This is a genomic window from Thermaerobacter sp. FW80, from assembly GCF_004634385.1.
Taxonomy (GTDB): Bacteria; Bacillota; Sulfobacillia; order Thermaerobacterales; family Thermaerobacteraceae; genus Thermaerobacter; species Thermaerobacter composti.
In genome coordinates, this window is sequence record NZ_CP037895.1 from 259420 (window position 1) to 279874 (window position 20455).

15 protein-coding genes and 1 pseudogene are annotated in these 20455 nt (G+C 71.2%); 6 read left to right on the forward strand and 10 right to left on the reverse strand.

The window, feature by feature from the left end; translation table 11 throughout:
• Positions 1–533 precede the first annotated feature (533 nt).
• Together E1B22_RS01070 and E1B22_RS01075 are read left to right on the forward strand one after the other, a co-directional pair.
• Positions 534–5660, forward strand: coding sequence for a S8 family serine peptidase (locus E1B22_RS01070; protein WP_167758812.1), 5127 nt, complete (start codon positions 534–536; stop codon positions 5658–5660).
• Between the two features lie 311 nt (positions 5661–5971).
• A complete protein-coding gene (locus E1B22_RS01075) occupies positions 5972–7333 on the forward strand; it encodes an MFS transporter (RefSeq protein ID WP_243123536.1) in 1362 nt (453 codons plus the stop codon).
• Here the strand turns inward: E1B22_RS01075 and E1B22_RS01080 are convergent.
• A complete protein-coding gene (locus E1B22_RS01080) occupies positions 7268–8773 on the reverse strand; it encodes an RsmB/NOP family class I SAM-dependent RNA methyltransferase (RefSeq protein ID WP_243123537.1) in 1506 nt (501 codons plus the stop codon). The two genes, E1B22_RS01075 and E1B22_RS01080, sit on opposite strands and share 66 nt — an antisense overlap.
• Before the next feature lie 65 nt (positions 8774–8838).
• On the opposite strand from E1B22_RS01080, the gene E1B22_RS01085 reads away from it, so the two are divergent.
• From E1B22_RS01085 to pckA, 3 genes are all read left to right on the forward strand, one after another.
• Positions 8839–10170 (forward strand): ABC transporter ATP-binding protein, encoded by a 1332-nt coding sequence (locus tag E1B22_RS01085; RefSeq protein ID WP_135224216.1) that lies wholly within the window; start codon positions 8839–8841, stop codon positions 10168–10170.
• On the forward strand, positions 10170–11918 hold the full coding sequence (locus tag E1B22_RS01090) for a hypothetical protein (RefSeq protein ID WP_135224217.1): 1749 nt from the start codon (positions 10170–10172) through the stop codon (positions 11916–11918). The genes E1B22_RS01085 and E1B22_RS01090 overlap by 1 nt, the downstream gene beginning before the upstream one ends.
• Positions 11919–12472: 554 nt before the next feature.
• Entirely contained in the window at positions 12473–14068 is a 1596-nt protein-coding gene (gene pckA, locus E1B22_RS01095) for a phosphoenolpyruvate carboxykinase (ATP) (RefSeq protein WP_135224218.1), read from the forward strand.
• A gap of 159 nt (positions 14069–14227) precedes the next feature.
• Here pckA and E1B22_RS01100 read toward each other — a convergent pair whose 3' ends face one another.
• The 6 genes and pseudogenes from E1B22_RS01100 to E1B22_RS01120 all read right to left on the reverse strand — a co-directional run bounded on the left by E1B22_RS01100 (position 14228) and on the right by E1B22_RS01120 (position 16929).
• Positions 14228–14611 carry a type II toxin-antitoxin system RelE/ParE family toxin gene (locus E1B22_RS01100; protein WP_135224219.1) on the reverse strand — a complete coding sequence of 128 codons (384 nt, stop codon included), beginning with the start codon at positions 14609–14611 and terminating at the stop codon, positions 14228–14230.
• A complete protein-coding gene (locus tag E1B22_RS01105; protein ID WP_135224220.1) occupies positions 14604–14966 on the reverse strand; it encodes a hypothetical protein in 363 nt (120 codons plus the stop codon). Before E1B22_RS01105 ends, E1B22_RS01100 begins: the two co-directional genes overlap by 8 nt.
• A gap of 210 nt (positions 14967–15176) precedes the next feature.
• Complete coding sequence (locus E1B22_RS01110) at positions 15177–15812, reverse strand: CPBP family intramembrane glutamic endopeptidase (protein ID WP_167758813.1); 636 nt, start codon at positions 15810–15812, stop codon at positions 15177–15179.
• A 106-nt stretch (positions 15813–15918) separates the two neighbouring features.
• On the reverse strand, positions 15919–16128 hold the full coding sequence (locus E1B22_RS13030; RefSeq protein ID WP_371413490.1) for an NAD-binding protein: 210 nt from the start codon (positions 16126–16128) through the stop codon (positions 15919–15921).
• Positions 16129–16162: 34 nt separating this feature from the next.
• Positions 16163–16432 (reverse strand): annotated as a pseudogene (locus E1B22_RS14025) (NAD(P)-binding domain-containing protein); the annotation flags it as partial.
• Between the two features lie 134 nt (positions 16433–16566).
• Entirely contained in the window at positions 16567–16929 is a 363-nt protein-coding gene (locus E1B22_RS01120; RefSeq protein ID WP_135224223.1) for a hypothetical protein, read from the reverse strand.
• 264 nt (positions 16930–17193) lie between these two features.
• On the opposite strand from E1B22_RS01120, the gene E1B22_RS01125 reads away from it, so the two are divergent.
• Positions 17194–18303 carry a HepT-like ribonuclease domain-containing protein gene (locus tag E1B22_RS01125; protein ID WP_135224224.1) on the forward strand — a complete coding sequence of 370 codons (1110 nt, stop codon included), beginning with the start codon at positions 17194–17196 and terminating at the stop codon, positions 18301–18303.
• A gap of 71 nt (positions 18304–18374) precedes the next feature.
• On the opposite strand, the gene E1B22_RS01130 is transcribed toward E1B22_RS01125, so the two are convergent.
• The 3 genes from E1B22_RS01130 to E1B22_RS01140 form a co-directional block, all read right to left on the reverse strand.
• Complete coding sequence (locus E1B22_RS01130) at positions 18375–19046, reverse strand: SIMPL domain-containing protein (RefSeq protein ID WP_135224225.1); 672 nt, start codon at positions 19044–19046, stop codon at positions 18375–18377.
• Positions 19047–19366: 320 nt separating this feature from the next.
• Positions 19367–19852 carry a peroxiredoxin gene (locus E1B22_RS01135; RefSeq protein WP_135224226.1) on the reverse strand — a complete coding sequence of 162 codons (486 nt, stop codon included), beginning with the start codon at positions 19850–19852 and terminating at the stop codon, positions 19367–19369.
• 252 nt (positions 19853–20104) lie between these two features.
• Positions 20105–20329, reverse strand: a complete 225-nt coding sequence (locus E1B22_RS01140; RefSeq protein ID WP_135224227.1) for a hypothetical protein — start codon at positions 20327–20329, stop codon at positions 20105–20107.
• Positions 20330–20455 lie beyond the last annotated feature (126 nt).

The following is a 20455-nucleotide window of genomic DNA, read 5'->3' on the forward strand; positions in this document are numbered from 1 at the left end:
ATCACGCCTGCCCCCGCCAAGCCCATGGATCCAAACGACGAACCTCCCGAGGATGACCATCGGGATGCAGCCCATGCCTCCTCGAAGAACAGATCGACGCCGACTGTCGCCAGGCCCGTCTTTCGAGGTCCGTCGACTTCCGGGGAACCGAGGTATTCTGCCGCTGGGGTCGACCACCGCGGTTTCCGGATGCCCCGCTCCCTCGCCCTGTCTCCCTGTGTCCCCTGTGTCTTGGCCATTCCCTCCCCTTCCCCGCCGTCCCGCCCGGCCGACGTCGCCCCGCATCGGGGAAAGTCGACACAAATATGACGATTTTCGCCAAAGGATCGGCCAGACATTGGACGAACCCTCCTAATCTGGAAGGGAGGTGATGGACAACCCCTTTGCGGAGCAACGGGGCGGCCAGGTGCCGCGGAGGTTGCGAAGGTCCGTGATGCGTGCACCGCGTTGCGTCACGGGGTCCAAGCGAGAGGGGTGCCCTTGCGATGTGCGACCGCCCGACGAGCCGGTTTCGTCATTGGCAGCGCTCCGGGTTGGCGGCGTTTCCCGCCGCGTTGGCGGCGTTCCTCGCCGCGACGTTGATCGTCGCCACGGGGATGCAAGCCGTCGCCCTGGCGGCCGGGGCCGGGCCGGGCGGCCCGGCCGTCTCCTTGCGGGAGTCCCTCACACCAGCGCCTGTGGCGAAGGCCCTGCAGGACAAGCTGGACAAGGGCGATCCCGTCCGCTTCCTGGTGAAGCTGTCCACCCAGGCGGACGTCCAGGCCGCCGCCCGACGCGGCCGCGATCTCGCCCGGGACCGGGGATACCGCTCCCCCGACCTGATCCGCCTCACCGTGCGGCAGGAAGTGATCCGGACCCTCCGGGAGACCGCCAAGACGAGCCAGGCCCGCATCGCGAAGGCGTTGGAAGACCTGAAGCGGCAAGGCCACGTGCAGGATTACCACCCGTTCTGGATCGTCAACGGGTTCGCCGTCACCGGCGCGCGGGAGGCGGTGGAAGCGCTGGCACGACTGCCAGGGGTCGGCCGGATCGACCTGGACGAACAGGTGCACATCTTGGGTCACCCGGCCGAGGGGCGGACCGCTGGCGGGAAGGAAGCGAATGCCTCCCAGGCGTCCAGCGCCGGCGACGTCGAATGGAACGTCGAACGCGTGGGTGCCCCGGGCGCCTGGGCCCTCGGTGTCGACGGGACGGGGACCGTGGTCGCCTCCATCGATACCGGGGTGGACGGAAGTCACCCGGCCCTTCGCACCCGGTACCGTGGCTACGATCCGGACGCGCCGGGGAGCCCGCGTCACGAGGGGAACTGGTTCGACGCCGTGAACGGACGGGCGACGCCGTATGACGACAACGGGCACGGAACCCACGTCACGGGCACCATGGTCGGTGACGACGGCGCCGGCCACCGGATTGGCGTGGCCCCGGGCGCCCGCTGGATCGCCGCCAAGGCCTTCACGGCCGGGGGCACGGGCGCGTCATCGGACATCCTGGAGGCCGCCCAGTGGCTGTTGGCCCCGACGGATGCCAACGGGGTCCCCCATCCGGAGTGGGCGCCCGACGTCATCAACAACTCCTGGGGCGGCGGCCCGGGGATGGACGAGTGGTTCCGCCCGATGGTGCAGGCCTGGCGGGCCGCCGGCATCGTCCCCGTCTTCGCCGCAGGCAACGACGGGCCGGGAGCGTCGACGGTGGCCCCGCCCGGGAACTACCCGGAAGCCCTGGCCGTCGGAGCCACCGACGCCAACGATGCCCTCGCCTCGTTCTCCTCCCGCGGTCCGTCACCCTATGGGGAGATCAAACCCGAGGTCGCTGCCCCCGGGGTGGGGGTGCGGTCCTCGGTGCCCGGCGGGGGATACGCGGTCTACAACGGCACCTCCATGGCGGCACCGCACGTCAGCGGCACGGCGGCGCTGCTGCGCAGCGCGAACGCGGCGCTGTCCGTGGAGGAGATCGAGGCGCTGTTGACGCGGACCGCGGTGCCGCGCACCGACGCCCAGTACCCCGACCATCCCAACAACGGGTACGGCTGGGGTCGAATCGACGCGTTCGCCGCCGTCGGCGAGCTCACCAGGGGCCGTGGCGTCCTCACGGGGCGTGTGGTCCGAGAAGGGGACGACCTGGAGCCGCCCGCCATCGAACACACCCCGGTGACCCGCGCGTTTCAGGGCCTCCCGGTGACCATCACCGCCACGGTGGCGGACAACGTCGGCGTGGCCAGGGTGGACCTGTTCGTCCGACGATCCGGCGAGGCGCTCTACACCCGGATCCCCATGGCCCAATCGGAAGGCGATCACCTCCGGGGGACTTGGACGGCGACCGTCCCCGGCTCGCTGGTCATGGCGCCGGCCGCCGAGTACTACCTGGAAGCTGCGGATGGAAGTGGCAACCAGAAGACCCATGGCACCGCCGACGAACCCCACACCATCGCCGTCAGCCGCGGCGTGCCACCCGGATACTTCGAGGACTTCGAGTCGGAGCCGGTGGGATGGACCCACGGCGGCACCAACGACCCATGGGAATGGGGCCGCCCCACCAGCGGCCCGGGGGCGGCCCACTCGGGCGAGAACCTCTTCGCCACCGACCTCGATGGCGACTATCCCAACGATGCCAACGCCTGGCTGCTGATGCCGCCCATCGACTTGACCGCGTCGGCGGAGGGTGCTGTCCTCCGCTTCATGCATTGGTATGATGTGGAGACCAACTACGACTTCGCCGAGGTCTACGTCTCGGTGGACGGGGAGAATTGGACCCGCGCCGCGCGGTTCACCGGTTCGTCCAACGGATGGGTCCAGGGGGAGGTCGATCTGCGGCCGTACGCCGGTCGGGTGGCCTACCTCGTCTTCAACCTCTTCACCGATGGATCCGTCACCCGGGCCGGCTGGTACATCGACGACGTGACGGTGGTCGCACCGGACGACACGCCGCCCGCCGCGCCCTCGAACCTCACCGCCGTTCCCAACGCGGTGGCCGGCATCGATCTGCGCTGGGTCGCCCCCACCGACGCCGACCTGGATCGCTTCCACGTGTATCACAGCACGGCCCCGGGCGGTCCCTACACCCTCGTCGCGGATCTTCCCCGGACCGCCACCACCTACAACCACTTCACGGCGCCTGGGGGCGTGCCGTCGTATTATGTGGTCACCGCCGTGGACCTCTGGGGCAACGAGAGCGCCTACTCCAACGAGGCATCGGCGACGGCGCCGACCAACCGCGTCGTGTTCTGGGACGACATGGAGGGTCAGGATCCCGGCTGGAGCACAGGCGGCACACCCGAAGGCCTCTGGGAACGGGGAACGCCCACCTCCGGGCCAGGGGCCGCCTATTCGGGAGCCAACGTCTGGGCGACGAACCTCGAGGGCAACTATCCCAACAACGCCAATGCCTGGTTGATGACGCCCGCCATCGATCTCACCGACCACGAACACGCCCTCCTGAAGTTCGCGCACTGGTACAGCCTCGAGCGCAACTGGGACTTCGGCCGCGTGGAGGTCTCGACGGACGGGGGCCAGACCTGGACCGAGCTCGCACGGTACACCTCCCCCGGGACGGGTGGAAGCCCCGTGGGCTGGGAACAGCCCACCATCAGCCTGGACGCCTACGCCGGGCGGGTGATCCGGCTGCGCTTCCGGCTCACCAGCGATGGCTCCGTCCAGTACCCCGGCTGGTACATCGACGACGTGCTCGTGATCGCGGCCTCGGCCCCAGCCGACGCGCTGGAGCCCCCCAGCCAGGAGGAACAGCCGTCGCCGAACAAGCCGCGCGTCGAACCACCCGGACCGGATCTGAACCTCGGCGAACGGCGTGATCAGGCCGGCCAGGGCGTGGCGGGAAGCATCGCGGCGCTGCCCGTGGCGGCGACGGTGACCATCGTGGAGACCGGGGTGTCCGTGCGCACCGACCCCGCTACAGGAAGCTACACCCTGCGTCACCCGGCCGGGACGTGGACAGCCGTGGCCGAGGCCTACGGGTTCTATCCCGCCGAGGCGACGGTGACCATCACCCGGGATGGGACCACCACCCAGAACTTCGTCCTGGAGCCGATCCCTCGCGGCCGCATCGTGGGGACCGTCGTCGACCAGCGCACGCAACGACCGGTCCAGGGGGCTCGGGTCTGGGTGGTGGAAGATCCGGCGGTCGCACCCGCAACGACGGATGCGGACGGCCGATTCCAACTGGACGTGCTGGAGGGTTCCTATACCCTCACCGTCCGCCATCCCGACTACCATGGGGCTGACGTGCGGGTGGACGTGTCCGGGGACGCGACCCAGGAGGTCACCGTGGAGCTCAAGCCGTTCATCGGCATCGGCACGGAGCTCGCCTACGACGACGGGACCGCCGAGAACGCCTGGGCGTACCGCGACAGCGGCAACGGTTGGGCGGTCCAGTTCAGCGTCCCCGAGGGCAAGGCGGCCAAGTTGCTGGGCGCCCGTTTCATGTTCTGGGACGCCAGCTGGCCAAGCCCCGGCGGGACCAGCTTCCGGGTGGAGGTATACGCCGCCGACGGTCCTGGGGGCGGCCCGGGCACCAGGTTGGCGGGACCCATCCCGGCCACCGCCCGGCGCGACGGGCAGTGGACCGACGTCGACCTGAGCGAGCTGGGCATCGACCTGGAGGGTGACTTCTTCATCGCCTACATCCAGGATGGCGCCTATCCCAACGTGCCGGGGCTGGCCACCGACGAGAACGGCCCCTTCCACGACCGGTCCTGGCAACTGGTGGGCGGCCAGTGGGCGAAGGCTCCTCGGGACGAAGGGAATCGCATGATCCGGGCCGTCCTCGCCCTCGAGGTCCCCCCGCCCGTCATCACCGAACCGGCGGACGGGACGTACACCAACCGTCCCGACGTGACGGTCACCGGACGGGCCACCACGGGTACCACGGTGACCCTCTACAACAACGGGACCGAAGTGGGGACGGTGGCGGTCGCTGACGGCACGTTCCGCATCCCCGTCACCCTCCAGGACGGCGAGAACGTCCTCACCGCCCGGGCCAGCACCCCAGACGGGACCACCGATCCGTCGGAGCCCGTGCGGGTGTACCTGGACCGGGCTGCTCCCGAGCTGACGCTGGAGACGCCGACCGATGGCGAGAAGCGGAACCGGCCCGACCTGACCGTCCGGGGCAGGGCGGCGGACAACCTGGCCCTGGCGACGGTGACCGTCAACGGTCAGCCCGCTACGGTGGCCGGCGACGGGACCTTCAGCGCCAGGGTCTTGCTGGACGAGGGCATCAATGAGGTGGTGGTCACCGCCACCGATCGGGCGGGCAACGCCACGACGGTGGTGCGGACCGTCAGCGTGGACACCGTCCCCCCGGTCATCCGCGACGTGGAGCCGGCCACGGACGTCACCCTCCGGCCGAACCAGAGCCTGACGATTCGCTTCACCTCGGAGCCGAACCTGGCCAAGGCCGGTTTCGTCATCGTGGTCGACGGCTCCGGTTCGCAGGTGACGGGGGATCCGCTGGTCGGGACGCCCATGACCGAGACGGCACCGGGCGTCTACGAAGGCACCTATACCCCGCCCAGGGGCACCCGGTTCAGCGGAGGTCGGATCATCGTGTACGCCGTCGACGATCATGGCAACGGGGCCCAGGCCGAGGCCCCGGGCCGGGTGAGCGTAGGCCCCGGAGGCGGGAAGGGCGGGAAGGGGAAGAAGTGAGCCCGCTCCGTCGGTAGGGTGCCGGTGCGCCCGGCTGGCGGTCCGAGACGAGGGGGGGCCGGCAAGGCCCCCCTCTCCCGTTCTCCCCGGTGGCGAAAGCGAGGAGCACCTCGAGCCCCGTCACGAGCAAGGCCATCGCGAGCAAGGCGAGGAAGCCTTCGCCCCATCCCGGCCCTTGACCCCCGTCCCGGCCTGGGATAGAATGGCGAACGTCTGTTTGCGCCGTCGCGATGCCCGGCCGGGAGGGGGCTACCTCGTTGCCGATGACCACCCCCGCGTCCGCTGCGCGCGCTGCACGGGACCCGTCCCGCATGGCCGCCGGGCGCCACGCCTCCATGGCGCCGCGCCTGCCGGTTCCCGCGTTCCTCCTCGCCGCCGTCGCCGAGGGGACGGCCGGCGTGGTGGTCTACGCCTACGGGCCGGTCTACATGCGACAGGGGTTGGGCGAGCCGCGACTGGCCGTGGTCACCCTGGTCATCGCGCTCGCCTCCCTGGCCACCTTCCTCCTGGCGGGCCGATGGGGGCGATGGGGGGACCGCACGGGACGACCCGGGCGCCTGGTCGCCATGGGGCTCGGGGGCGCCGCCTTGGCGCTGGCGACCGCTTCGGCTGCGCCGTCGTCGGCTGTCTTCGGGGCGCTGGTCGTCGCCGTCACGGCCTGCCTCGCCGGGGTGATCCCCCTCTCGGTGGCGTGGCTCACCCTCCACCAGCCGGATCGACCGGCGGAGGCGGCGGCGCGGCTCTACCGGGCCCGCTCCCTGGGATGGGCGGCGGGCAGCTTCGGCAGTGGCTGGCTGGCGGACGCCCTTGGCCTCGAGGGGGTGCGCCTGTCGTTCTACCTCTCCGCTGCCGTCGCCCTGGTGGCGGCCGTCGTCGTGGCGCGGGTGGCGGGTCCCGCGTCGGCGATGACCCGACGGGCCTCGGTGACCATCGGGCGGGCGGCGACCGATCCGACGGCGGCCCCGCAGAGCGAGATCGCACCGGCGGCAACGGGGAGCCCACGGCAGACCACCCGGGAGACGGCGGCCGCACCGGCGACGACCCGGCGCACCGCCGCCGCCACGCCCGTCCCCCTCCCCGCCCCGGCCGGCCCGGGGGCCACCGCAGGCCTCCCCATCTGGCGCTTCCCGGAGGTGGTCGCCATCGCGGCCGCCGTGCTCCTCACCGCGTCGGGCAACGAGGCGTTCTTCGCCGTGTTCAGCGCCTACCTGACGGAGTTCCTCGGCGGCAGCAACGGCCAAGTGGGATGGGCGCTGGGCCTGGCCAGCACCTTGGGCATCCTCATCATGGCACCCGTGGGGCGCCTTGCCGACCGGTGGGGGCCGCGGCGGGTCTTCACCCTGGGCATCGCCGGCTACGTCGGGATGTACGCCCTGATCTGCGCCTTCCGGACGCCCGCTGCCACCGTGGCCGCGTTCGCCCTGCCCCTCTACCCCCTGACCGCCACCGGCGCCACCGGGGTGATCAGCCGCACCCTCCCCGCGGCTCGCCGGGGCGAGGCGATCGGGGTCTACGAGGGCAGCGCGGCGCTGGCCGCCTCCCTGGGCAGCGTGGCCGGCGGGCTGGTGGCGGACGCCGCCGGCCTGGCCCACGTCCCGCTGGTGTCCCTAGGCTTGGCGGTCGCCGGCGCCCTGGTCGCCTGGCGCTGGGTGGCCGGCCGGCGCGACGGCTGACGACGTCGACGACTCGCGGCGCAGGATGCTAGACAATTCCCCCGCGCGCTCATGCGGCAGGGCGGAGCGGAGCCGCGTCCCGTCCCAGAAGCCGCACCCCACGGCCTGACCGCGATAGCGCAGGACGACCCAGCCGCGCCGCAGGAGGCGTGCACCGGGTGGTGCCGCGATCTGCCGGCCCTGGAGCAGCCCTTCGAGGGAAGGCCGATCCAGGTCGACCACGTTGCGGCTGGCCCCGCTCGCCCAGTGCATGAGCCCGAAGCTGGTGGGTTTCCAGGTGGCGCCGTGGGCCCGCGCCAGCCGGATGCCCGCCGATCGGACGGCCGTCCAGCCCGGGACCCGGGGGAGCCGGGCCAACCAGATGCCCTGGCCTTGGCCGCCGTACGCGTGGAGGCCGTCGATCTCGGACCCCGTCAGCCCGAACTCCCGCCGCAGCCATTCGACCACCTGCTCCCGCAGGCCGGGGTCGGGTTCGGTCCACGCCGGGGCCGGTTCGTCCGCGCCCGCCGGCTCCGGGCCGCGTTCCTCCCACGGGACGGGGCCTCGCTTGCGGAGACGGGCGACGAACATCCCGCCCGAGTCCAGGTGATGGGGGTAGATCCGCCGGCATGCCTCCACGTCGGGCAGGAACCGCCGCCCCTCCCAGGCCGTGACCCCACCGGCGCCCGGCAGCCCGTGGGGCAGGGGCTCCACCACGACGCTGCCCTCGGCCTCCCGCAGGACCTGGTCCACCACCGCCTCGTTCTCCTCGGGTGCGAACGTACAGGTCGCGTAGACCACCACCCCGCCGGGTCGCGCCAGGGCGAGGCCGCGACGCAACAGGGCCGCCTGCACCGCGGGCAGGCGCCGCCGCTGGTGCCGGCTCGCCCCCTGGCGGGCGCGGCGACTGCGCCGGGCATTGCCCTCGGCGGAGCACGGGGCATCGACCAGGACCCGGTCGAAGGCGAGGCCGCCGGGGAACCGCCGCCCGTCGGCGCGGGTGATGACGGCCGAGGTCACACCGAGGCGCTGCAGGTTGTGGGACAGTGCCGCCAGTCGGTGGACGTCGGGATCGTTGGCCACCACCATCCCCCGGTCCCCCATGCGCTCGGCCATCTGGGTCGACTTGCCCCCCGGCGCCGCGCTCAGGTCCAGCACCGTCTCGCCGGGCTGCGGGTCGAGGGCGAGCACGGGCAGGGCCGCCGCCGCCTCCTGGAGGTAGAACCAGCCCAGCCAGTGCTCCAGGGTCAGCGCGGGGGAGAAGGGCTCCTCCGCCACGCGCCAGAGGTCGGGGTACCAGTCGTAGGGTTCCAGGCGGAAGCCGCGTTCTTCCAGACGGGCGCGCAGCGCGCCGGGATCCGCCTTGAGGCGGTTGACCCTGAGCGTGGCCGGCTGCGGCCGGGCGAGGCTGGCCTGGAAGGCGTCCCAGTCGTCGACGATGGTGCGGTAGCGCTCGAACAAGGTCCGGTCGCCCCTTTCGGGGGGTCGGGCAGCCCGCGGTGTCGCTGCGGTCAGCAGCGTCCGCGATGGTGCTCTGGTCCGCGGCATCGCGCTGCCGCTTGGCGTCCGGCGTCGAGGCCACGGGGACGCCGGCACCGGGTGCCGTCTTCACCTTACACGATCCCCTGGAATGGATCGCACCTGAAACGGATCGGCCCGCGGATTCGAGCCTCGGGCTGGATCGGTTGGGCCGCCCCCGGGAGCAGGAACATCAGCCTGGAAGGACGAACCAGACCCCGCAGGACGTCGCGCCCAACCTGCGCGGAGCGATCCCTGCGACCCCGCCGGTGACGGGCCGAGGAGGACGAAGCACCGTCATGGTCACCCTCCCTGGAACGCCGGCCGTCGCCCGCGGCATCGAACTCGACGGCGTGGGCAAGAGCTTCGACGGCGGCACCACCTGGGCCGTGCGCGAGCTCACCTGGCGGGTCGAACCCGGCCGGATCACCGGCCTGCTGGGCCCCAACGGCGCCGGCAAGACCACCACCCTGCGGGTGATCGCCGGGATCCTGCCTCCCGACGCCGGGACCGTCCGCGTCGACGGCATCGACCTCGCCCAGCGGCCCCTGGATGCCAAGCGGCGCATCGGGCTGGTGCCCGACGGCGCCGCCCTGTACGACCGGATGAAGGGGGTCGAGTTCCTGCGCTTCCTCGCGGACGTGTACGGGGTCCCGGACAACGAGCGGACCCGGCGCATGGAGGAGCTGGGCCGCCGCCTGGGGATCGGGACCTGGGTCCGCGACCCCATCGCCAGCTATTCCACGGGCATGCGGCAGCGGCTGCTCCTCGTGGGGTCCCTGCTGCACGACCCGGCGGTGTGGATCCTCGACGAGCCGATGACCGGTCTCGACCCGGACGCGCAGCGAGGGCTCAAGGACCTGATGGCCGAACGCCGCGCCCGCGGGGGGACCGTCTTGCTCACCACCCACCTGCTGGACGTGGCCGAGCGGCTCTGCGACCGGGTGGCCATCCTGCACCGGGGGCGGCTCCTGGCCGAGGGCTCGCCGGCCGCGCTGCGCCGCCGGTTCCTGGGGGAACCGGGGGACGAACCGGCTCGCGACGACGGCGCCACTCGCCGGGACGCCACCGCCGGCCCCGGCGCCACCACCCCGGCCCGCGCCGGCGCCACGGAGGGGATGACCGCGGTGCCCCGGGAGACCGGGGAGCTGGAAACGGCCGATCTCGAGGCGGTGTTCCTCCTTCTAACCCGGGAGTCGGAGGTGAGCGCCGCCGACGGGACGGAGGAACCGGGATTCGGCCCCCGACCTGAGGACGCGCCCGAGTCCGGCCCCGGACTGGAGGACGGGAACCGGTCCGGGCGCGCCGGGGACCGGCCCCCCGGCAGGAGGCAACCCTGATGGGAACGGCCGGCTGGTGGCGGCAGGCGGTGTGGGCGCCCGGGTCGGGGCGGACGCTCCGGGCGCTGGTTCGGGTCCAGCTGCGGCAGCTCTTTACCCCACCTCCCAACCTGTCCGATCGTTGGCTGCTCAACGCGGCGCTGGGCATCCTCGGCCTGATGACGACCAGCTGGTTGGTGGGCGACTACCTGTACGACCGCCTCGCGGCCACGGGCCACGCCCGCCTCTGGCTGCCGCTGGGGCTCGCCCTCCTTTCGATGGCGGCGCTGGCTGCAGGCCTGTCGGGGCTGGGAAGCCTGTTCTTCCAGCTTCGCGATCTCCCCCTGGTGGCCGCTCTCCCGGTGGCACCGGGCGTGTTAGGGGCGTCCAAGCTGCTGGTCGCCCTGATCGGGCAGTGGCTGCTCACGGTATCCCTGGCGTTCGCCCTGGTCCCCGGTGCGCTGGGACAGGGGTTCGGCGCCGATTTCTGGGCGCGCACCGTCCCGGTCCTGCTGCTCGTGCCCCTCCCGCCGCTGTCCGTGGCCGCTCTGGTCCTGCTGGCCATCGCCCGGCTGGTGCCCGCCCACCGGCAGCGGGACGCGCTGGCCGTGGTCTCGGGACTGGCCGGGCTGGTGATCATCGTGCCCGTCCTGCAAGTTGGGCTGCTCTCGCCCGATCCATACCGGGCCCGAGGCCCCTTCGGGTTCGATCCGGCAGCCCAGGCGAAATGGGATGCCTTCGCCGCCCGCTGGGAGGCGGTGGTCGCCCACGGGCTGCCGCACGTGGAGTGGGCGGCCCAGGCCCTCACGTCGGGCAGCGCGGCGACCGCGGCCTCTGGTTTCGCTGGTCTCGTGGCCACCGCCCTGGCCACGGGGCTGGTGGCCGTCCTTATGGCGGCGGTCGCCCTGCCCCGTGCCCTCGCCGCCTCCCTGACCGCACCCCGGGCCGGGGGCGCCCCAGGGCAAAGGCCGGGGCGGATCGGCAGCCGGTTCGTCCCCGAGATCGGCCGGCGGCGCAGCGCCTTCCGCGCCCTGGTGGCCCGGGAGCTAGCAACGTGGCGGAGGCCCCAGGAGATGCTGGCCCTCGTCGTGAACGCCCTCCTGTTCCCCTTGGTCATCAGCCGGGGGAGCCTGGCCGGTGACGGACCGTCGCTAAGGCAGCTGGCGGGAACGGCGGGAGCGTTGGGACCGTCGGGCGAGCTCACCCCCGCCGTCGCATGGCAGGTGCTGGCGGCCGTGGCCATGGCCACCGTCGTGCCCCAAGCCTTGGTGGTGGCGCGCGCCACCGTCAGCGCCGAGGGCCGCCGGCTCTGGCTGTCCCTCGCCATCCCCGTGGCTCCTACGGCCCAGGTGGCCGCCAAGCTGGTCGTGCAGACGGCGATGGGACTCGTCGTCGCCCTGCCCGTGGCGGTGGTGTGGGGTCTGCGTTCCGGGATGCATCCGCTGGCGTGGGCCTGCGTGCTCGTCATGGTGCCGGGCACCCTCGCCATGATGAACGCGGCCTCGCTCCTGATGGACGCCGCCCGACCCGAGCTGGATTCCCCGCTCGAGGACGTCGTGCCACGCCGGTTCGGTTGGACGATCTTCCTGCTCTGGAGCGGGTGGATGCTCGCCCTGGCCCTGGCGACCCTGGTGCTGCAATCCACCGGAAGCGGCCCGTTGGTCCTGGCGGGGCTGGCCGCGTGCGTGCTCATCGGCGTCGGGGTTGCGCTCCGGATGCTGCATCGTTACACGCCGGTGGCCTACCGGCGCATCGTCCCCCCGGCGTAGCGGGCATCGTCCGCCGGGAAGGGCGACGGGTCACCGCCGGGTGGTCGTTGCCGCCGACCGCCAAATGTGCTGAAATGGAACCTGCAAGCCGGCCGCGGCGACGCAGGCGATCTTGCTGCCTGGCCCCGGTCCATCACCGGCCGGTCGTGGGAGGCGATGGGTGACGGGCCGCCGGGCAGGGGGCCATCGTGCCCCGAGGAAGCGCAAGCGGACGGCCGCGGGGACCGGCATGCGGCCTGGGGATCGGCATAAGGCCTTCGGCAGGCGGCGTACCTCAGCCGTAGGGGACCGGGCAGCTCACGGGCAGGAGGCCGACGCGGGGCGTCGCCCAGCCCAAGGGATGAGTGCTCGGCGAGGGAGCGGTGGCGCCTGGGAGTCGGCTCCATCGTCGCCCCTCGGACGCTGGGCCGGCAGCGCGACAGCAGCCCGCCCCGTGCCTCCACGGCCCGGTCCCACTGAGCACGCCAGGCCGCAACGGCCGCCGAGGCCGACGCCGCGGGCGCAAGCCCGCAGGGGCCACCACGGCCCCGCCGCACGGGGGGTCCAGTCCCGCCATGGACGCGCGCATCCGGGACGACTACGAGCCCGCATCCCACGGCAGTCGCAAGGCGGCGCCGGTGGTGCACCGCAACCTGCCCGCCGCTCAGCTGGTCGAGCTGGCCCTGGCGCGCGGGGAAGGTCGGCTGAGCGACACCGGCGCCCTGGTGGTCACCACCGGCAAGTACACCGGCCGCTCGCCCAGGGACAAGTTCATCGTGGACGAACCGTCGGTCCGCGACCACATCGCCTGGGGCCCTGTGAACCAGCCCTTCCCGCGGGAGCGGTTCGACCGGCTGTACGAGCGGGTCCAGCAGTACCTGCGCCAGCGCAACCACTTCATCTTCGACGGCTTCGCCGGCGCCGACCCCGCCTACCGCCTGCGGGTGCGGGTGGTGACGGAGTACGCCTGGCACAGCCTGTTCGCCCGGCAGCTGTTCCTCCGCCCCGAGCCGGACGAGCTGCGCGGCTTCGAGCCCGACTTCACCGTGCTCTACGCACCGACCTTCCACGCCGACCCGCGCACCGACGGAACGCGCTCGGAGACCTTCATCCTGGTCAGCTTCGAGCGGCGCACGGTGCTGATCGGGGGCACCGAGTACGCCGGCGAGATGAAGAAGTCGATCTTCAGCGTGCTCAACTACCTGCTGCCGGAGCGGGGCGTGCTGCCCATGCACTGCTCGGCCAACGTGGGGCCCGAGGGCGACGTGGCCCTGTTCTTCGGCCTGTCGGGGACGGGCAAGACGACGCTCTCGGCGGACCCGGAGCGGCGTCTCATCGGCGATGACGAGCACGGCTGGTCGGATCGGGGGATCTTCAACTTCGAGGGCGGCTGCTACGCCAAGTGCATCAACCTGTCCAGGGAGTACGAGCCCCAGATCTGGAACGCCATCCGCTTCGGCGCCGTGCTGGAGAACGTGATCCTGGACCCGCAGACCCGGCAGCCCCTCTACGATCGGGCCGATCTGACCGAGAACACCCGGGCCGCGTACCCGGTGGACTACATCGAGGGCGCGGTGATCCCGGGGGTGGCGGGCCACGCGCGGACCGTGTTCTTCCTCAGCGCCGACGCCTTCGGCGTGCTGCCGCCCATCGCCCGGTTGACGCCGGAGCAGGCGATGTACTACTTCCTCTCCGGCTACACCAGCAAGCTGGCGGGCACCGAGCGGGGCGTGACGACGCCCGAGGCCACCTTCTCCACGTGCTTCGGCGAGCCGTTCCTGCCGCGGCGGCCGGTGGAGTACGCCCGGATGCTGGGCGAGAGGCTGCGGCGGCACGGGACCCGGGTGTACCTGGTCAACACGGGCTGGACCGGGGGCCCCTACGGCGTCGGCAACCGGATGAAGCTGCCCTACACGCGGGCCATGATCCGGGCGGCGCTGCGGGGTGAGCTGGACGACGTGGAGCACCGGGTCGACCCGGTCTTCGGGTTCGCCGTGCCGGTGGCCTGCCCGGGCGTGCCGTCCGAGGTGCTGGATCCGCGTGGCACCTGGGCGGACCCCGAGGCCTACGACCGGCAGGCCCGGGAGCTGGCCGCCCGCTTCGTGGAGAACTTCCGCCGCTTCGAGGGCGTCTCGGCGGAGATCAAGGCCGCGGGGCCGCGGGTGGGGTAGTCCCGCGCCTCCCAGAGTCACTGATGGCCCACGGGGCCCGGCCGGTCGACCGGCCGGGCTCCGTGCCAGTGTGCCTTTCTTCACCTACCACGCCTAAGGAACCGCCAGTGAGGCGACCATTCAGCGCCCGTCGACGTGCTGCAGCGTGACGTGAGCCGTTCAATGTGATTGTCGTCGCGGGTTGCTCGAACTCTCAATGCGTTTTAGAATCCACGCATCAATGGCTTCGCGACGCTGGGCCGCCGTTCGGTACACCACCAGTCCATCGCGCTCTGCGACTGCCGCAATGACCGCAATCTGCACGACGCCGGTCTCGGCAACCTTCCACACGATACGAATCCTCTTACGGTCCACGTACACACTCCGAAAACCTGCCAGATTGAGGCCAGCAAGATGCCCCAGCGGCTTCCCCACCTGATCCGGTGCCCGCGCGATCTTCACAACGGCCCGGAGGACGAGGACTCGCTGCGACCGGTCTAAGCGGCCCAAGTCGGCCCTGGCGTCGGGGAAAAACCACACGTTTGGTGGTAAGACTTCACTCATCGTCCATGTCCACGTCCCCGACCAGCTCGTCCGGGGTGATCCCAAACTCCTTCATCACGTCCGCCAACGGGATCATCTGCTCCCCGGAGACTGCCGCGTGGAGCACCCGTGCCAGAACTTCCAGCTCCAGCTCGAGTTCGGCGGCCTTTTCGGCCTTCTGCCACAACACCTCGAACTGGTCATAGGGCAGGATCGTGGTCCGGGGATCGGATCCGGAAAATACGAGGACATAGGGAAACTCGCGAAGCTTGGGTTCCACGCGAGAACGCCAGTGGCGCGCCACATCGGTGGCCGAAACGATCTGGTCCCGTGTAAACGGCGGCTTGGAAGCCATGGCGGCCGTACCCCCTGCCATGTTCGACCTCCTTTCATCGTATGCGCTTTTTCAACATTTTATGCGTATTTATTTTCGCGCTTTGACTCGACTCGCGCAATGCCTCCGCTTGCCGACGGGCCAGCCGCGGCCTCGCGACGGCCACTGCACGGCCCAAGGCTCGGCCGGCTTACGGCGGTCGGGAGCAAGATGATGGACCTGGCGGCCAGGCCTGCGGCCAAGGAGGCGTCACTACGGTCCGGGCTGTCGGAGCCGCCTGCGCTCCCCCGTCGACGATCTCCACCCCGGCAGGAACCATCCGCGCTTCCCCAGCACGGTCATGGTGACGTTGACCAGGAAGTGCGCCCACACCGCGGTCCAGATGCTGCCAGTGAACCAATATCCCCAACCCAGGAGGAGCCCGATCCCCCACGCCCCCGCCAGCAGCACGGGCCGCGTCACATACCGCACGTGGGCCACGGCGAAGACGGCCGCTGCCACCGCTAGGCCTACGGCCACGGAGGGGATCCAGCGAAGGAGCAGGGATTGGATCGCTGCCCGGAAGAAGAGCTCCTCGCCGAGGGCCGTCAAGGCCATCAGCAGGACGATGTGGGCGTAGCTGAGCCGGGTGAAGAAGGCGTTGGTTCCGTCGTCGGCCCACAACCCTTCGGGGAGGAACACGGCGATGCCGATTTGCATCGCCACGGCGAGGAGGCCCAGGATCGTTCCCAGGCCCAACACCTGCCGCGCATCCCCCAGCGCGAGCAGCCGGGACCACGAGGGCGTCTTGGCATCGCCGAGCAGGAGGATGAGGAAACCAAACACCCCGACGTACACGGCGCTCAGGTAGAGCATCCACAGGGAGGGCGTCCCGTTCCGCTGTTCCACGCTGTGGGGCTCCTTCTCGTCGTCTCGTGTGACACCCATCACCGGAAACCGTGGCACCCGTCACCCGCGGTAGGGGCGTCCCAAGCGCCCACGGGCACGGAGACCGTCAAGCGGCCCCCAGCCCGCTCCCCGGATTCGGCTCCAGAGCCGCCCACCGCTCGATCGCGCGCAGGATGGCGCTGAAGTCGAGATGCCCCAGCCCCCCGGCCGTGGCGGCGGCGTAGGTCTGGGCCACCTGGGCGGTGGCAGGCATGGGCACCCGCGCCTCGTGAGCGGCCGCCAAGGCCAGGCCGAGGTCCTTGTGCATCAAGGCCAGCTGGAACTCTCATGTCGACCCAGACGAACCGGCGCCCAGCCCCCGCGGCGGTCAAAAGGCCCTGCTCGCCCCGCGCCACCGCGGCCACCGCTGCCGGATCGGCGACCATGGTCACCACCACGTCAGACCCGGCCGCCACCTCGACCGGTGAGGCCTTCACCACGGCCCCGGCCCGGCCGAGTTCCTCTGCCCGGGTTGGCGTCCGGTTCCACACGGCCACCTCGAAACCCGCCTTGATCAGGTTGCGCGCCATGCGACTCCCCATGGCGCCAAGGCCGATCCATCCCACGCGCCGCAAAGGCATGAGTCCGCCCTCCTTCGCCGACGTCTCGCTGATGCGAAGACCGGGCGTCCTGCCCGCGGGAATTCGGTTGCATCGGGCTTGGCCGCCGGTTCCACCCTACCCGACGGCGCGCCGCCCTTACGGCCCGGCCGGGCTCACCCTACCCGAGAGGCCCCCGGCCTTACGGCCCAGCGGTACGCCAGCAGGGCCAGGGCGAACTCGAGCACCAGCTCCTGCACGCCCGCCATGGCCGGGACCACCGTGACCAACCCCAGGGAGACGGCCACCCACATGGCCGCCAGGACAGCCAGCAGCCGGCTGCCGGCCGCTCGCCCGGCCTCCCGGGCGGCCATGGCCGCCACCGCCGCCAGGGTGAGGAGCATGACATAGCGTCCGATCGAGAAGATGCTGATCAGGGCGAAGGCGAACAGTGCCCCCACCGCCGCCCAGCCCCACCGGCGGGCGGTCGCCGGCGCCATACGGTGGCTCAGGGCGAGCACGCTGACGGCAAAGACCATCGTCCCGGCTCCGAACCAAGCGCCCCACACAGCGGTCACCGACCCTCACCACGGGCTCCGCACGGCACCGTGCCGGTTCGGCCGGGCGCGGGCCGCCGCCGGAGGGTTTCGCGCGGCGTGACGGCAACACCTACCGCCACCCCACCTCGTTTTCGAATTCCCCTTGTCCTTCCTTCCCGGGCGGGCTTCCTTCCCAGGCGGGCCAGTCCAACTGCAGTTGGGCCTCCTCCGGTGGTACCATCGGTGATACGGAGGTTCGGACCCGTGGTCCGTAAGCTGCGGGTGACCGGCGAGTTCGTCCGCGTCGACGAGCAGCTTGGCCGCCTTCCGGGCGTCTTCGCCCGGTTCGACGGCCTGGTAGCCGCGTTCCTCCACGGCAGTTACGGCACCCCGCACCAGACGCCCCTGAGCGACGTGGACCTCTCCGTGGTCTACCGGCCGGAGCGGCTTCCGGACCTTCGGGAACTCGTGAACCTCCAGGGTGCCGTGGAAGACGCCCTGGGCCTCGAAGACGTGTCCGTCACGATCCTCAACGGGACACCGTTGCCCTTTCAGTTCCGCGTGCTGGCCAGCGGCCGGCTGCTCTACGTCGCCGATCCCGTAGCCTTGGCGGACTTCCGGGAACGCGTCTGCAAGCTCTACGGGGATTTCGAGCCCGACTACCGGTGCCTGGCGTTGGACTACAACCGGGCGCTGCAGGAAGCCCATGCCCCGCTGAAGGAGGCGTACGCCCCGCTCCAGGAGGCCTGCGCTCCGATGGACGAGGTGCCGCCTTCCCATTCTTCTGGCGGGTCCCAGGATCCGGGCAGGGCCAAGGGAGAAGGTCCGGATCCCGGCGGCCCCACCCCCACGGACGAACCCGGCCGGCCGACGGCAGGCCCGCGCCGGGACGGCCCCGAGGGCGTGCCGGAAACGCGGCCGGCAATGAACGGCGAGCCCCCGACCACGACGTTGGGCGTCATCGACCGGGAGAAGGTACGGGACAAGCTCGACTTCATTCGCAGGAACCTGGTGCACCTCGCGGCCCTCGCCGGGCGCGGGCCCGGGGCCTTGCGCGATGACAAGATCGCCGAGGCCGCGACCGTCCACATGCTACAGACCTCCATCGAGGCGATGATCGACGTGGCCAACCACGTGGTGGGCCGGCTGGGGCTGGGGGTTCCCAAGGCGTACCGCGAAGCCTTCGACCTGCTGGTGGAAGCCGGGATCCTCCCCGCGGAGCACCGGGCCACCTTCCACCGGATGGTCTGCTTCCGCAATCGCGCCGTGCATCTTTACGACACCATCTCGCCCGAAGAGGTTCATGGGATCCTGGCCCATCACCTGGGGGACTTCGACCTGTTCATCGGGGCTGTCGTGCGCCAGTTCTTCTAACAGCGTAACAGCGCTTCTGCTATCTCCCGGTCTTCTCGTCCCGTTGTTCCAATCCGGTCCCACCGGTGCCGTCACCCGTTCATCTCGAGGGCAAAGTTCACCTCCACCTCGGCGCCGATCTCCCGTTGGCCGGGGCTGATGGGAGCGGAGGGTTCCTCTCCGGGTCCTGCCGAGTACACCACGAAAGAATCGCGGTATCCGTAGCGGCCACCGCGGCCGCTAAGGCGCAGATTCATCCGGAGGGGCGGGCCGAGCCGGACCCCCGCCGCCCGGACGGCCGCCTCCGCCCGCTCCCGCGCGTGCAGGACGGCCTGTTCGACGGCCCGCAGTTCCAGTTCCCGCACGTCGGAGACCTCAAACCCCCACAAGCTTGCCTCGCTGGCCCCCACCGCCAGGGCACGGCCGAGGAGCCTGCCTGCCAGCTCGAAGTCCCGCACCCGGACTTCGAGGACATACCGGACCTCGTGTTCGATCAGGTGCCGGCGCCCCTGGCGGTCGGTGCGGTAGCGTGTATCGGTTTCGATGTCCACGGTCCGCAGGGAATCGTCGTCGAGCCCCTCATCCTTAAGGGCGGCGACGACCTGCTGCGCGGCGTCCACAGCCGCCCGATACGCGGCCATGTGGTTCGTGGGGTGCGTCCTGTAGACGTAGAACCGAAGCACCGCCACGTCGGGCGTGACCGAGACCGTTCCGTAGCCGGTGGCGAAGAGGGTAGGTTGGCACGGTTCGGCATCGGGCGACACGATGGCTCCTCCTCGCATCTTGTGGTATGAACTTCCACGCAAGAGCCGGTTCGCCACGGGAACAGGACCGCCTGCAGCGAGCGGCTCCAAGCGACCGGCTCTACCGGAAGAGATCGGCAGGCCGGCGGGCGGCGTCCAGAGGCGGGTTCGCGATTCGATGGGAAAGCGGCCGATGGGCTTTGAGCCCTGCAATCACGAGATGGGACGGGAGGGAGCTTGGCACCCAACCCCGGACGAAACCGACATCGAATCGACGTCGCACCGGCCGCAACGGGTTCAAGCGCGCACCTTCGCGAGGCCGAGCGTGGGGGGTCCGAGCCTCATCCCCGTTGCGGCGGGACCTCCAGCTCCCCTCTTAGCAGCTCCAGCGCCTTCTCCGCATGACGGTTGGGCGGAATGCCCCGCAGTACCCCAAGGATCCGCCCGTCGGGCCCGATCACGAAGGTCACCCGGTCCACCAGGGGGACGAACCGGCCGATGACGGGCAAATCCCGCCGGACACCGTACGCGGCGACCACCCGGCGGTCGGGATCCGCGATGAGGCGGAACGGCAGGTGGTGCCGCTGCCGGAAGCGCCGGTGGGTCTGGGGCGGGTCCGGGCTGACGCCCAGCACCACGGCCCCCAGCGCTTCCAGTTCGGCGTGGCGGTCCCGGAAGTGGCAGGCTTCCGCCGTGCAACCGGGGGTGTGGTCCTTGGGATAGAAGTACAAGACGACCGGCCTTCCGCCGAAGTCCGAGAGGCGAACCGGGCGGCCCTCATCGTCGACGGCGGTGAAGTCGGGGGCAGGGTCACCGGGACCGAGCATGGGGGCTCATCTCCTGGGATCCATCAGCGCTGAAGGACGGCTGTCACGCCGGGGCACACCATGGCCAGGCGCAAGGACGGGCTCAGGCCCCGCCCGTCCGCGACCGTGCCCCGTCCGGGCTCAGGACGTCCCCGTCGATCCCGCGGCCCACGAGCCGGCGGCCACCGGCTCACCCGGCCAAGGGACAGGCCTCGTTCGACCTCGGCTCGCTCGTGGTCCGACGCGCCAATACACTACCTGGACCTCATCGCGTCACGACAACGTCAGCATCGCGATGACGGCGTTCACCAGGACGAGGATGACGGCCGCGGCGACAAGTGCCAGGGGCGTCGCCACCACCCACCACAAGACACCACGGGCGCCGCGGTTTCCGCCCGCTGACAGCCGGGCGGCTGAAACCAGCCCGAGGGCGGCCACCGCGAGCCAAAGGGTCAGCCACAGTAGCGGTCCGCCCGGCGCGGCATAGGATACGGACATCATCCCCCGCCTCCTTCGTCCGTGATCCCGCACAAAATGTCCCTTCTCTTCTACGCCCCCTTTCTCCTTATCCGTTTCCTAGGGATTTCCTAGCGGTTGGTCGGTTCGATTCGATCCGATCACACC

Excerpts from the sequence above, each read along its gene's own strand:
- E1B22_RS01075 (WP_243123536.1), top strand. The coding sequence starts at position 5,972 with ATGGCCGCCGGGCGCCACGCCTCCATGGCGCCGCGCCTGCCGGTTCCC.
- E1B22_RS01085 (WP_135224216.1), top strand. The coding sequence starts at position 8,839 with ATGGTGCTCTGGTCCGCGGCATCGCGCTGCCGCTTGGCGTCCGGCGTC.
- E1B22_RS01090 (WP_135224217.1), top strand. The coding sequence starts at position 10,170 with ATGGGAACGGCCGGCTGGTGGCGGCAGGCGGTGTGGGCGCCCGGGTCG.
- pckA (WP_135224218.1), top strand. The coding sequence starts at position 12,473 with ATGGACGCGCGCATCCGGGACGACTACGAGCCCGCATCCCACGGCAGT.
- E1B22_RS01100 (WP_135224219.1), bottom strand. The coding sequence starts at position 14,611 with ATGAGTGAAGTCTTACCACCAAACGTGTGGTTTTTCCCCGACGCCAGG.
- E1B22_RS01105 (WP_135224220.1), bottom strand. The coding sequence starts at position 14,966 with ATGGCAGGGGGTACGGCCGCCATGGCTTCCAAGCCGCCGTTTACACGG.
- E1B22_RS01120 (WP_135224223.1), bottom strand. The coding sequence starts at position 16,929 with ATGGTCTTTGCCGTCAGCGTGCTCGCCCTGAGCCACCGTATGGCGCCG.
- E1B22_RS01135 (WP_135224226.1), bottom strand. The coding sequence starts at position 19,852 with ATGCTCGGTCCCGGTGACCCTGCCCCCGACTTCACCGCCGTCGACGAT.
- E1B22_RS01140 (WP_135224227.1), bottom strand. The coding sequence starts at position 20,329 with ATGTCCGTATCCTATGCCGCGCCGGGCGGACCGCTACTGTGGCTGACC.